Origin of the sequence: Limosilactobacillus oris DSM 4864, from assembly GCF_001434465.1 — a bacterium.
In the GTDB taxonomy this organism is placed as follows: Bacteria; Bacillota; Bacilli; order Lactobacillales; family Lactobacillaceae; genus Limosilactobacillus; species Limosilactobacillus oris.
Genome location: NZ_AZGE01000013.1, coordinates 1 through 13,689 on the forward strand (window position 1 = coordinate 1; position 13,689 = coordinate 13,689).

Annotated in this window: 13 protein-coding genes; 4 read left to right on the forward strand and 9 right to left on the reverse strand. The window is 49.7% G+C overall.

Translation table 11 applies throughout. The features are described 5' to 3' along the window. Positions 1-241: 241 nt before the first annotated feature. The 7 genes from FC49_RS05780 to FC49_RS05810 form a co-directional block, all read right to left on the reverse strand. Positions 242-490, reverse strand: coding sequence for a DUF1797 family protein (locus tag FC49_RS05780; RefSeq protein WP_056984501.1), 249 nt, complete (start codon positions 488-490; stop codon positions 242-244). Positions 491-538: 48 nt separating this feature from the next. Continuing rightward, entirely contained in the window at positions 539-1,558 is a 1,020-nt protein-coding gene (locus tag FC49_RS05785) for a lysylphosphatidylglycerol synthase transmembrane domain-containing protein (protein WP_003712601.1), read from the reverse strand. Beyond that, positions 1,551-2,582: a glycosyltransferase family 4 protein gene (locus FC49_RS05790; RefSeq protein WP_056984502.1), complete on the reverse strand. Its 1,032-nt coding sequence runs from the start codon at positions 2,580-2,582 to the stop codon at positions 1,551-1,553. The genes FC49_RS05785 and FC49_RS05790 overlap by 8 nt, the downstream gene beginning before the upstream one ends. 2 nt (positions 2,583-2,584) lie before the next feature. Next, entirely contained in the window at positions 2,585-3,802 is a 1,218-nt protein-coding gene (locus FC49_RS05795) for a glycosyltransferase family 4 protein (RefSeq protein WP_191976056.1), read from the reverse strand. Positions 3,803-4,043: 241 nt separating this feature from the next. Next, positions 4,044-5,774: a phosphoenolpyruvate--protein phosphotransferase gene (gene ptsP, locus FC49_RS05800; RefSeq protein ID WP_003712611.1), complete on the reverse strand. Its 1,731-nt coding sequence runs from the start codon at positions 5,772-5,774 to the stop codon at positions 4,044-4,046. Further along, entirely contained in the window at positions 5,774-6,040 is a 267-nt protein-coding gene (locus FC49_RS05805) for a phosphocarrier protein HPr (RefSeq protein WP_003712636.1), read from the reverse strand. Before FC49_RS05805 ends, ptsP begins: the two co-directional genes overlap by 1 nt. A gap of 118 nt (positions 6,041-6,158) precedes the next feature. Beyond that, the gene (locus FC49_RS05810) at positions 6,159-6,344 is read right to left on the reverse strand and encodes a hypothetical protein (RefSeq protein ID WP_003712597.1); all 186 of its coding nucleotides are present in this window, start codon (positions 6,342-6,344) and stop codon (positions 6,159-6,161) included. A gap of 265 nt (positions 6,345-6,609) precedes the next feature. On the opposite strand from FC49_RS05810, the gene FC49_RS05815 reads away from it, so the two are divergent. Continuing rightward, complete coding sequence (locus FC49_RS05815) at positions 6,610-8,826, forward strand: ATP-dependent Clp protease ATP-binding subunit (RefSeq protein WP_056984503.1); 2,217 nt, start codon at positions 6,610-6,612, stop codon at positions 8,824-8,826. Between the two features lie 61 nt (positions 8,827-8,887). Here the strand turns inward: FC49_RS05815 and FC49_RS05820 are convergent, their stop codons facing one another. Next, positions 8,888-9,484: an ECF transporter S component gene (locus FC49_RS05820; protein ID WP_003712603.1), complete on the reverse strand. Its 597-nt coding sequence runs from the start codon at positions 9,482-9,484 to the stop codon at positions 8,888-8,890. 139 nt (positions 9,485-9,623) lie between these two features. Between FC49_RS05820 and FC49_RS05825 the strand changes: the two genes are divergently transcribed. Together FC49_RS05825 and FC49_RS05830 are read left to right on the forward strand one after the other, a co-directional pair. Beyond that, complete coding sequence (locus FC49_RS05825; protein WP_056984504.1) at positions 9,624-10,340, forward strand: MucBP domain-containing protein; 717 nt, start codon at positions 9,624-9,626, stop codon at positions 10,338-10,340. A gap of 512 nt (positions 10,341-10,852) precedes the next feature. Continuing rightward, positions 10,853-11,542: a hypothetical protein gene (locus tag FC49_RS05830; protein WP_056984505.1), complete on the forward strand. Its 690-nt coding sequence runs from the start codon at positions 10,853-10,855 to the stop codon at positions 11,540-11,542. Between the two features lie 228 nt (positions 11,543-11,770). Here the strand turns inward: FC49_RS05830 and FC49_RS05835 are convergent, their stop codons facing one another. Further along, complete coding sequence (locus FC49_RS05835; RefSeq protein WP_082603561.1) at positions 11,771-12,886, reverse strand: AI-2E family transporter; 1,116 nt, start codon at positions 12,884-12,886, stop codon at positions 11,771-11,773. Positions 12,887-13,137: 251 nt separating this feature from the next. On the opposite strand from FC49_RS05835, the gene FC49_RS05840 reads away from it, so the two are divergent. Next, positions 13,138-13,662, forward strand: coding sequence for a hypothetical protein (locus FC49_RS05840; protein WP_003715819.1), 525 nt, complete (start codon positions 13,138-13,140; stop codon positions 13,660-13,662). Positions 13,663-13,689: the final 27 nt, after the last annotated feature.

Below are 13,689 nucleotides of genomic sequence, written 5' to 3' on the forward strand. Positions count from 1 at the left end.
TCAGTTTTCAAAGGTCTACCAAACTGTCACTAGACAGCTCTTATATTTTATCATCAAGGCGATTTGATGTCAAGAACAATTTTTAATGATTCTTGATTATCATCTCACAAGACAACTCATTTATAATAACAAAGATGTGAATCTCTGTCAACAACTATTTCGAAGCATCAATCACACTGCTCCGTAACAGCAAGTAATAATATACCAAGCATTCCCCTGTTCGTCAACACTTTTTTTGAATTTAAAAAGTATGCCGCAGTTCATACAAACTGTCGTAAACTTCAATCGCCGTTAAGTCAATACTGTCAAAACAGAACCGTTCCTGTGGACGAAAACGCACAAAAATAAAATCATCGCTTTCACGAACATAGGTCACTTCGCAAACCGGAATCCCAAACTGTTCAAACGTCCGACGCTGTCTTTTCCCACTTGTATCACACCGCATCGCATTGAGGCGGCGAACAATTGGCAGCAACATTGATTCTTCCACTAAGTCAATCCTCCTTAACTAAAAAGGGCTGGAGAACATCCCCAACCGCTAATCTTCATGTTTAATTTTATCTGGTTTAATAAACAATGCAACCATCCCGGCGAACATCCCGAAATAGTACGTCAACAGCCGCCACAAAATCATCGCCAGCACTAGCTTAGTACCAGAACCAATGAAGCTGGCAAAAAGAACGGAGAATGAGTACTCTGCCCCACCGGCGCCTCCCGGAATCGGGAAGAGCGAGATGATCATGAAAATAAGTACATGGAGGCTAATCACCATTATAAAGTTCATTCCGTGAACACCGAGTGCCAGCATAATGAAGTATGGAATAGCGTAATAGAAAAACAGCTGGCATAACGTTACCAGGCAGACCTTAGCCATCTTCCCGTATTCTTCCTTCATGCGGAGACTTTCCTGATAAAACGAGTCCACCTTTTCATTCAAAGAAATCCGTAGCCGCTCGTACCGTTGTGGTTTCATAAACCAGGCGCAGGGTTTAATCAACAAGTTCAGGGCCCGCTTGGTGAATCCGTACCAGTACATCACCAGCAGCAAACCGACGATCACCGCCAAGTGGATAACAAACCCCAGCAATACCAGCAGTGATAACGCATGGAGTTTTTCCGCGATAAAGTGGAAACCAATCAGTAAGCTAATCAGGAAGTTAATCACGATCATCGCTTGGAAAACCACGAACTTCATCAAGAGAACCGAGCTTGCCAGTCCCCCGTCAACGCCACACTGCAGCATTGCTACAAGCTGGGCAGGCTGACCCCCAGTAGAAAAGGGCGTAATCCCGTTAAAAAGCTGCTCAATCGGGGGCAGCCGCAGCGCATCTTTCCAGGTAAAGTCAGCATGACGGTTATTCATAAAAATCTTCACCACGACCCCCTCCAGGATTAGGTAAAGACAAATACAGGCCAGAGCAACCAGCATCCACCACCAGTTAAGGGTAAAAAAGTCCTGGACCAGTAAGCGGAGGTTGACGGTCCGTAGGGAGTAGGCAACGATTCCCCCACCAATCAGCAGCATCGCAACCAGAGCGAGCCAATTTTTCCTACTCATGCTGGCCCTCCTTTACCTGGCTTTGGTAAAAGGCAAGCCAGACCTTTGCTAAATGATCCTCCGAGTAGCGTTGGGCCGCCTGATGAGCCTGCTCCTGCCAATGAGCCAGTCGCGCCGGGTCATTTCGCAAGAGGGTCAGTTTTACCTGCATCTCATCCACATCCTTAGCCGGCTCGTAGTCACCAGCAATGATTGAATGATACAGGTCAAGGTCCCGTAGCATTACTGGGGTCCCACAGCTAAACGCTTCTAAGACCGACATTGGGAAAAGTTCATTATAAGAAGGAAGCAAAAACAAGTCCGCCAGGTTATTTAGATCGGCAATTTCGTCCCGGCTAACGATCCCGGTAAAGAGCAGGTTGCTTGGCGGGTCATCAACAACTTTTTTCAACTCCGTATAGCCGTCCGTCAACCGTCCAAAGGAAAAGCCCCCGGCCCAAATAAACTGAACGTCTGGATTCTGCCGCGCCAAGGTAATAAAGTCCGGTACTCCCTTGCGTTCCTGTACCTGCCCCGAGCCTAAAACGACAAACTTATCTGCAGGCAGGTGGTAATGACGCCGCAATTGCGCACGCCGGCTTGCATCCACCGGGTGGAAACGTTTGGCGTCAACAAAGTTTGGAATATAGGTAATTTTCTGGCGGGGAATACCATAGGCGGTTAACTTGTCAATAAAAGACGGGTTAACCACCACCAAATGGTCCATTCGTTTATAAAAAGCAATGACATAATGGTAAAAAATCCCACGAAAAGGCTGTGGGATTTTTAAACTCCCCTCCAGTGTTTCCGGCAAGAAGTGAACGTAGCCGATTTTTCGGCCCCGCTTTTTGGAAAATGTCGAAAAATAGAAGGGTAAATCAATTGTGTGGTAATGACTAATGTCGCTTTCCCGGTAGTGGTTGATCTGGACGTCTAATTGGTCTTGGTACCGGCTCCGCAGTAGGTTGACCAATTCCAGGTAGGCACTGCCGACCCCCTGGCCAGCTACCTTATCAGCAGACGAAAACATTGTAATCTTAATCATCACTAACTCCTTGAACGATGAAATAGACGACGAGAATGATGGTGGGCTTTCGCCGCTTCTTCTGCCGCTAGCTGTTCCTGGCAGTCATTATAAAAAGCGACCACCCGTTTTGCAAACACCTCTGCCGAAATCGCGTGAAGTTTTTCCTGGCGGCGAGCATGGGATTCCTGACTGGCGGGATGGTTAAGGTAGTAATGAACTCCCTTTACCAGGTCTGCCCGCTTTTGGAAACTAACCCCAATTGCCGGATCATCAATCAGCTCATCCGTGTACACGCTCCGCATCACTACAATTGGTAGATCGGAAGCCAGGGCTTCATCATAGGTCAAGCCCTGGGACTCCGAATCCGAGGCTGACACGAAAACGTCCGCCATCTGGTAATAATGATGGACGTCCGCGTTTTTGATCTCGCCAGCAAATTGAACGTGGTCGGTTAGCTTCATCTGCCGAACCTGCCGTTCCAAAGTAGTCCGGGCCGGACCATCCCCAACAATCAGCAACTGGGTCCGGGGATCCTGGGCCAGAATATCTGGCATCGCCTCAATCAGCGCATGAATATTCTTTTCGTAAGCCAGCCGGCTAAGTGACAACAGGACCGGCGTATCCGGCGCATAACCGTACTTTTCCCGCAGGGCCGCCAGCTCCGCGGGAGAATCCCACTGCTGGTAAACCCGTAAATTAATTCCGGTGGGAATAATTCGGATCGGCGCACTAATCCCGTACGAACGGAGCGTGTCTAGCACCCGCTCACTTGGAGCCACGATCCCATCCATGTTTTTCATGTAGAGTCGGGCATAGGTCGCCACATTCTTAGGCTTAACAATGTGACCATTTGCAATGTAGTGAAGATAGTCCTGGTACATCGTGTGATAGGTATGCAAGCACGGAATTTTCAACTCGTGCGCAACTATCTTGCCCATCATCCCCAGCGCAAACTCGGTCTGGTTATGAACCACGTCTAGCTGAAACTTCTTTGCCAGGTGGACTGCCCGAAAGGCTCCGCGCACCGCAATCCGGCGCTCAGTAAAGGAGACAAATGGGATGCTCGGGAAGCGGTAAATTCCTGCCTCAACATCATCCTCCCTCGCCTTGGGATCGGTGGTCGTAAAGATGTATACGTTGTGTCCCTGAGCAGTTAACTCGTCACGGAGGGTCTTAATCGACGTCGCCACCCCGCTGACCTGCGGAAAATATGTATCTGTAAAAAGACCGATATTCACACTAACTGCTCCCATCTATTATTTTCGTCCATAATATTAGCTATTATACTAAATGCATCTTTCTTTAGCAAAGACCCGTATTTTTTATTGTAAGATGAATTACCACAAGCGACAAGCTCTAGTGGATGGATTAAGTCTTTCTTAAAACAAACAACCAGGAGATTGGCTGGTAACGGCTCACCTCCTGGTTGTTGTTTAGTTTGACAGGCTGCCCTTATTAAAAAGTCAGCTCCTGTCCTTCCTATCTATTGAGTTCCGGAATTGCTGTGCGAACCAGCTCCGCCACTTCCGGAGCGCTTTGCGCGTTCAACGCCCGGTGTACAAGCGGTTGCAGCTGGCGGGTGTTCATTTTCTTAATCAGGGACCGAATTTGTAAAATCTGGTTGCTATTCATTGAAAACTCATCTAGCCCCATCCCCATTAATAAGGGGGCAGCCAACGGGTTCCCTGCCATTTCACCGCACATTCCAACCCACTTTCCTTCAGCATGGGCGGCGTCAATCACTCGCTTGACCGTCCGCAAGACAGCGGGATGCAATTCTTGATAAAGATAGGCCACCCGTGGGTTCCCCCGGTCCGCCGCGAACAGGTATTGAATCAGGTCGTTGCTGCCGATGCTAAAGAAGTCGACCTCCGTGGCAAAAATATCCGCCATCATGGCAACCGCGGGAATTTCCAGCATCATCCCCAGCTCAACGTTCTGGGCGAGTGGAATCCCCGCCGAACTAAGTTGGGCCCGTTCTTCCTCCAAAATTGCCCGGGCCTGGTGAAACTCTTCTAACGTTGCCACCATCGGAAACATAATCGCCAGCCGGCCATACACGGACGCCCGGAGCAGGGCCCGCAACTGGGGACGCAAAATTTCCGGGCGGGCTAACCCAATCCGAATAGCGCGAAAGCCAAGATAGGGGTTCGCCTCGCTCGGCAGCGGGACCATCCCAAGCCGCTTGTCTCCCCCGACATCGAGGGTGCGGGCAACCACCCGCTTTTCATTCATCCCCGCGACAAATTGCTTGTAGGCGCGAAACTGTTCCTCCTCGCTCGGCAAGCGGGACTGGTTCATGTATAAGAACTCGGTCCGAAGAAGGCCAATCCCCTCGGCACCATTCTTCCGGGCATCCTCCATATCCGCCAGGGTGCCCACGTTGGCGGCAACTTCAAAGTGCCGGCCGTCCGCACTAATTGTCTGCTGGTTCCGAACCGCTCCCCAGGCTTCCTGCTCCCGGGCAAACTTGCCAGCCAGTAAGCGGTATTGCTCAAGCTCTTCCTCCGTTGGCCGAACGATTACCTTGCCGTGAATGCCATCGACAATGAGGAGGTCACCGTTTTGGATTTCCGTCGTTGCGATTTTTGTCCCGACAACGACCGGCAGCGAGAGGGTCCGGCTCATGATGGTAAAGTGTGAGGTCCGGCCCCCTGTATCAGTAACCAGCCCAGCGACATAGCGCCGGTCAAATTGGGCGGTGTCGGTCGGAGTGATGTTTGCGGCAACAATAATTGCCCGGTGGTCCAGCTTTTGCGGGTCCGGAAGTTCCACCGCCATTAAGTGGCTTAGCAGCCGTTTGGCAACATCCCGCATGGCCGTCCCCCGCGCCTGCAGGTAATCATTGTCATTTTGTTTTTCAAAAATGGTCAGGTAGTGATCCGCGGTCTGCTTGACCGCCCACTCCGCAGTCACCCCGGACTGCATAATCTCTTGCCGCATCATCGCAAAGAGGGCCGGATCCCCCAGCATTGCTAATTGGGTATCTACCACGGCGGCCGCCCGCTGCCCTAATCGTTCGTGGGCCTGGTCACGAATGCGGCGAAGTTCCTGGCGGCTGAACGCAAAAGAATCATGAAGCCGCGTGACCTCATGATCCTTATCATTAGTATGCTGTTTTTGAACAGGCAGATCTGACCCCACTAACAGGTAGGCAGGAGCAATTGCAATCCCGTTGCTCGCTGCCAACCCATTTAGCAGTAAAGACATTAGTCAGTCAATCCTTCCTTCTTCATTGTTTCAGCAACGGCATCCAGGGCTTCCTTTTCGTCATCCCCACTTGCGGTGATGGTAACGTTGGCGTTTTGGCCCACGCCAAGTGACATTACACCCATGATGGACTTCAGGTTAACACTCTTGCCCTCGTATGACAGGGTAACGTCTGAAGCAAACTTGGAAGCAGCTTGTACCAAGATTGTTGCTGGACGTGCGTGGATACCAGTTTCAGCAGTAATAGTAAAATCGCGTTTTTCCATTATTAATCAGTCTCCTTCGAGCAGATTTACTTTTATCAGTGATTATTCTACCACCGATACACCTCGATAGATATATTTTAGCAATTGTAAGCGGTAAATACAAGCGAGTCCGGGGCACTTATCGCTTTACCAACCGGTAGATGATTTTACCGCCTATATGCGCCTTCCCCACAATTTGGGTCCGGTAGGGGTATGAGTGGTAGACCGGCTGAAATTCCTGAAACTGCTCTGGTCCAATTTCAAACTGGTCGATTTTCCCTGCCCGCAAGTCGTCGAGGAGCTGTTTATAATCTTGTTCTGCCATCTTCTCGCCTCCATTTTTCTTCTATTATACACGACCCCTGAGTGACCCTCTTTAGCAAACTCACTTGAAGAGTGCTAAAATAATGCTAAATCAGCTGCCTTTCCTGATTAGGGAGGCCATGCCACCTCTGCAATCAAGCAGGCGGTATTTTTAGCCAGGTCGAGACACTTGACTTGCGCTGTAATAAAAAGTAAGTATAATATAATCAATAGTCAAGAATGGTCAAACATTTTGACCACGATTTTACCAAGGAGGTATTTACCTGATGCTCTGTCAAAATTGTCATCAAAATCCCGCATCAATCCACCTACAAATGAACTTTAATGGTCAGCGGGTGCAAATTGACCTCTGCCAACAATGCTACCAAAAATTACAAAATCTCCAAACTAATCTGATGAACGGAGGTAACGGAATGAATAACTTTAACTTTGGAAGTCTCGAAGACTTTATGAACGCAATGAACGATATGCAAAGCCAGGCGGCCGGCCAAAATGGTCAAGCCGCTGGTCCCCAGGGACAACAAGCCGGCGGCCGGCGTGGCGGCAAGGGCATCCTCGGCCAATACGGGATCAGCCTTACTGAAATGGCGCGCCAGGGTAAAATTGACCCGGTAATCGGCCGGGACAACGAAATTAAACGGGTCATTGAAATTTTGAACCGGCGGACCAAGAATAACCCGGTCCTAATCGGTGAAGCCGGGGTTGGTAAGACCGCCGTAGTTGAAGGACTCGCCCAGGCCATCGTTTCCGGCCAAGTTCCTGAAAAGCTGGCTAATAAGGAAATCATCCGCTTAGACGTCGTATCCCTAGTTCAAGGGACCGGAATTCGGGGTCAATTTGAAAAGCGGATGCAGCAATTAATGGAAGAAGTTCGCAAAAACAAGAACATCATCCTCTTCATTGATGAAATCCACGAAATCATGGGTGCCGGAAATGCCGAGGGCGGCATGGACGCTGGCAACGTTTTGAAGCCGGCCCTCGCCCGTGGCGACTTCCAATTAGTCGGCGCGACGACCCTGAATGAATACCGGAAGATTGAAAAGGACGCAGCCCTCGCCCGCCGGTTCCAACCGGTCGAAGTCGACGAACCATCCGTGGACGAAACCATCAAAATCTTGAATGGAATTAAGGCCCGCTACCAGGACTACCACCACGTCAAGTACACCGACGAGGCGGTCGTTGCCGCTGCCAAGCTCTCTGACCGCTACATCCAGGACCGCTTCCTGCCGGACAAGGCGATCGACCTCCTAGACGAAGCCGGCTCCCGCAAGAACCTGACCCTGAAGACGGCCGACCCGAACATGATTGAAAACGAGATTCACACGGCCGAAGCTCACAAGCAGCAAGCCGTTGACAACCAGGACTACGAGAAGGCCGCCTTCTACCGGGACCAAGTTACCCGACTGGAAAAGGCTAAGAAGGACGCCGAAGAAAACCACACTGAGGAGTCCGCAACGGTTACTGCTCAGGATATGCAAAAGATTGTCGAGGAAAAGACCAACATCCCCGTTGGTGACCTCCAGCAGCAGGAAGAAAACCAGCTACGGGACCTCGATAAGGAACTGGAAGCCCACGTAATTGGCCAAAACGAGGCCGTTGACAAGGTCGCCCGGGCAATTCGGCGGAACCGGATTGGCTTGAATAAGTCCGGTCGGCCAATTGGTTCCTTCCTCTTCGTTGGGCCAACCGGGGTCGGAAAGACCGAAACTGCTAAGCAATTGGCTAAGCAGCTCTTTGGTTCTAAGGACGCCATGATTCGCTTTGACATGTCAGAATACATGGACAAGACGTCCACTTCCAAGTTGATTGGGGCAGCTCCTGGTTACGTTGGTTACGAAGAAGCCGGGCAGCTGACTGAACAAGTTCGCCGTCACCCGTACAGCTTGATCCTGCTGGATGAAGTGGAAAAGGCCCACCCGGATGTCATGCACATGTTCCTGCAAATCCTGGATGACGGCCGACTGACTGACTCCCAGGGCCGGACTGTTAGCTTCAAGGACACGATCATCATTATGACTTCCAACGCCGGAACGGGCGATGCGGTTGCCAGTGTTGGTTTTGGGGCCGAAGCTGCCGGCTCGACCCACTCGATCATCGACAAGCTGACCAACTACTTCAAGCCGGAGTTCTTAAACCGGTTTGATGACATCGTCCAGTTCAACGCCCTCACCAAGGAGGACCTGATGAAGATTGTCAACCTGATGATCGATGACGTTAACGGAATGCTCAAGGAAAAGGACCTCCACATTACCGTTCCGGATGACGTGGACGAAAAGCTGGTCGACCTCGGCTACGATCCGAAGATGGGTGCCCGTCCTCTTCGTCGGGTAATTCAAGAACAAATTGAAGACCGGATCGCCGACTACGTCCTTGACCACGGTGACGTCCACGACTTAGCCGCCCAACTAGACTCTGCTGGCAACATTACCGTCGTTGCCGCCGGTGCCACCCAACCAGCCGAAGCACCAGCAGAAAACAAGTAAATACTAGCTCAATCAAAAAATGCGCCTAGGCCAATTTTACCTAGACGCATTTTTAACTTTCCTATCCTAACCGCCGGCGCACTTCCAAGACCGGGTAAGCAACCAGCGGCACCACGATAGCAGCAAAAACTAGCTCAGCCAGCCCATTCGTTGCCATGATCGTTTCAAGAGCCGGCAGCAAGTGGTCAACGTTAACTCCATAGGCCCGTGCCACAGCCGGAGTCCGGTAAAAGAGTGCGATTGCTCCCAAGACTAGGCCAGTGTTCGTTAGGCTGCCAGCAATTCCTGCAAGAATCATTGCTAGCCGGGGCTGCTTACTCAGGCGGGCCAGCCAACGGTAAAGGTAACCCGCTACCAACCCGATCATGATTCGCGGCACCACCGAAACCAGGGGGTTAACCATGACCAGGGGGGCCAGGGGACTTGACGGCGCGACGAAGGCCCGGACCCAGGTCAGAATTCCCCAGACCCCGCCGATAATGGCACCATCTACCGGCCCAACCACGATTGCCGCAATAATCACGGTTACGTGCATGGTTGTAATACTCAGGGGACCAACCGGAATGTTCCCTAAAAATGGTACGAAGTCTTGTAAAATAATTATCGCAATCAAAATTGAGCGAATGGTGCTTCGCTGGATCTGTTGGCGGCGTTTCATCTAGTTATCCCCTTTTGTAAATTTACTGAAACTATTTTAGCAAACGGAAATAAAGTTGGCTAGTTTCTGACTTCTCAGGGACTAAGGGCCAAAATGCGGTATAATTAAACTAATTATCTTTTACAATGAGGTGGGAATCGTGTTAGAACCTTTGAAAACTGGCAACCCAATTTGGGTGTACTACCTTGATATTGACACTGGTGAGAACTTAATGGTCCCCCAACTGATGCGGGGCGTCACCGGCTGCAAGTACCACGTTGAACGGAAAAACTTCCCCCGCTACCGCTATGTCGACGTCGACGGTGCGACCGATGGCACTTTTAACATGCAGCGTAAGGACGTCAAGTTCTATTATCGGAAGGACAACTGGCAGGAAGTCGAAGCCGTCGATACTTACCTGCAAATCGACCAGGCAGCCACGGTCTACGATAACGTCAAGGGCTTGCCAATTGACATCCCCCTCCCCGCCGGAATTGTTGTTAAGGCCTTTCACCGGGTCAACACCGAAAATGGTGACACCTGGTACGAGCTAGGCGCAGACCAGTGGGTTCGCTACCAGGGGATGCGCGTCGTCACCAATCCCTACCAAAATGATGATCACCAGCCTTCCACACTGGCGGACCAGTTAACAATCCTACCGCTAAAGAACGTTCAGGGAACCGTGGATTACCTGCCGAACCGGGAAATCGATGTCTATGATGCCCCCTATGGCAAAAAGGTCGCGACCATCCCCGATGGTAAACGGGTCAGCATCAGCGGTAAGTTAGATGATAATGGCGAAATTACCTGGTACCAAATTGGCGACCAGCGGTTTATCACCGGAAACTACGTCATTGTCGATAATCAAGAAGATTAAAGTATGAGAGTGGGACAGAACTAGCTTGTCTAGTTCGTCGTCCCACCCCTGTCGACGCGCAGCTAGCCTGTAGGAAGGATGGCTACGCCGTGTAGCAAGCCTATTTTGGGTTGGTTAAAGGCTGATTGATCAGCGTTTGAACTGCCAACCAGCTACTGCNCCTGTCGACGCGCAGCTAGCCTGTAGGAAGGATGGCTACGCCGTGTAGCAAGCCTATTTTGGGTTGGTTAAAGGCTGATTGATCAGCGTTTGAACTGCCAACCAGCTACTGCGCTGAGGCATTACTAACTTTAAAATATTAAAGAGGTTGAGTTAATTCCCAGCCTCTTTTATTTTAAAGGAAAACCGTAGCGCAGTGCCCGTGCGAAAACAGGATGGTGAACTAGCCAAGCTAGTATTCTCTCTTTTTATGATTTTTGTTACAAAAACATTACATTTTAATTGCTGACGTGTTACAATAATAGTGTAAACAAGAAGTGGTAATGCTTCCTGCGGTTAAAGGGGTGTTTACAATGAGATTAAATAAAGCCATTATCAATAGTTCATTAGTATTATTACTCGCACTCGGGCTTGGTGGCTGTGCAGCCAATAACAGTGCCAGCACGCATAAGACTAGCCACGAGCCAACTTCCGCAAAGGTCACGAAAGCAAATAACCATAAGAAAGCCGCTAACGATAGCACTGACCAGCCAAGCACTAAGCAGGAAAGCAACCAGGCCACTGCTAACAAGGCGGCCATTGAGGCCCCCGCAAGCTACGCAAACGTAAATCAGCCAGCCAGCGTTGTTAATCCGGCACTCGCTAACAGCAACGCGGTAGCTTCCGGCAACCAGGCTCCTGTCGCAGGCCAAACTAACGCTAACCAAAACAACCAGCTTGTGCGGCCTGCACAAAACACCCAGCAAGCAGTTAATAACGATGACGAACAAGAATTACCGGCACCGTTTTACTACTACTGGGTTTGGAATGATGAGCAAGGACGGACTCATAATGTTGATTGGGATATGTCTGATATCATCAACCACAATAATGGCACGATTACCAATGAATATCGCTATGACCCGATTCCAGGCCAAGCTGTTCAATATGATAGTCGGGAATTCAACCTCCACTACCATAATGGCGGTTACCAATGGGTAGTTAACTTTGACAACCAGATTAACGCCAACCCGAGCCACGGGGTCGTTAACCGCATGAATTAACCTATTTAAGACAAAGAGAGGCTGGGAGAAAACTTCATTTTCTCACCAGCCTCTTGCTAGTTCTTAACTATTATAAAGATAACGTGGAAAATAACCACAAGGCTAGTGTCTAGCGCCGCGAAGCAAGGCTATTTGCCTACGAACGATAGCCGACCCGTGCCGTGTCAACTATCGTCCTAGGCTAGTCATACGCCTTGTCAAGGAGGTTATTTCCCACTCACCTTTTTATTATTCTTTTGTTTCATCCTTTACCGGGTGTTCAATCCGGTAAATATCAAAGAAGTATTCTGCAATCGTCTTGAGGACGGCATAGAACGGGATGCAAAGAATCATTCCCGCAATTCCCGCGATGTGGCCCGCTGCAAGTAAGAACAGGATGATCGTCAACGGGTGAATTTGGAGCGTCTTCCCGATAATATTTGGGTAGATAACGTTCCCGTCGATTTGTTGGACCACAATAACCACAATGATAACCAAAATCAGCTTCTGCGGGGCCATCGTCAGTGACACAAAGAGTGCCGGCGCGATTCCAATATAGGGACCGATATAGGGAATAATATTGCACAGGCCGGCAACAATCCCGAGCACCAGGGCCAACGGCTGGTGAATCAACAGGTAGCCCAGCGAGGTAAAGACGGCCACGAACAAGCACTCAATTACCTGCCCCGCAATGTAGGAAGACAGGGTATCATTCATCTTCCCCAGCAGCTGGTCGACTTCCTTAGCATGGTGTGGTGATAGCCACTTCTGGATGCTTGGCCCCAGTTTGGACCCATCCTTCAGCATATAGAAGAGCATTACTGGCACCGTGATGGTCACGACCGTAATATTCGTCACCGCATTAATGACGTCGCCAATCCGCGATGATAGACCCTTGAGAACCACCTGGGCATAGTTAGCAAGCTGGTGATCAAACTGCCGGTAGTAAGCCGTCAGGTCGATATTTTTCAGGGGCGAATGCTGGATCGTATCATTCAGCAGCCGCTGCAAGCCGCTCGCCGTCTGTGGCAAGTGGGTCACCAGACTCGTAATTTCCTTGACCACTGGTGGAATCAGCATTGCTAGGCCGCCACAAATAATTAAAATCAGCATTAAAACCAGCAGCAAGCTGGCAACGCCCCGGTTAAGGCGAAAGCGGCCCAGACGAACTTTCAGTAATAATTTCAAAATCGGGTTAAGCATGTAATAAAGGAAACCCGACAAAATCAATGGCACAAAGACTACTGAAATAAAGGTAAGAAAGGGCTGGAAAATAAACTGGATCTTGGTGCACACCCAAATCAGAGCCGCGATCACCAGCAGTAGGCTCGGCCAAAAGAGCCAATGGTAGTATTTTTCTTTCACGTTTTCTCCTCGTTTCTCGTTAAGCATTCGTATAATATAGTAAGCCTTTTACCACCGAAAAGATAGCTTAGGTCCCCTTTTCTGGTCGTAATCACCAGCTTATTAAACATTTATTACGAAAAATGACTAAGTTTGAAATAAATTGACATTTTATTGTCTAAAAGGTTACATAAATATTTCAACAGTGTTACAATATAATCATTGAAAGAAAAGAACAATGTTAAAAACATTGCGGAAGGGGTGCTATTATTATGAAGTTAAATCAAAAGGTCTTAAAGAGTTCATTAGTTGTTATGCTTGCGTTAGGGTTAGGCGGTTGCGCTGCCAATAGTGCAACTACGACCCACAAGAGTCACGAAGCGCAAAGCGCCCAGGTCGTTAAGCAGAACCATAAGAAAGCTAGCGACAAGGCAGCAGCTAAGGAAAGTACTAGCGAACAAAAGATGACTTCGAATAACAGCAGCTCTGCAAGTACGGTATCCAAGCAGGCTAGCAGCCAAGCAGCAAGTAGCACTGTTGCTTCCACGAGAAGTGCTAATGCCAGTGCCGTTGCTGCTCCTGCAAAGGCTGCCCAAGAATCATCCAGCAGTGTGAAGGAAAACCAAAACATCCAACTCGGCTTAGGTGATGTTGCCAGCTGGACTGACGCTCAAGGTGTTACCCACCACGTTGATAGCGACGGGATGGATCGTTACACTGCCAAGGGCAGTTCACAGGTTCAATACCAAGACTGGTCTGGTCAACTGCCAAGCAATGCGGTTGTTAGCCACCACTAATCGGTGACGTAATAATAGCATTCCGTA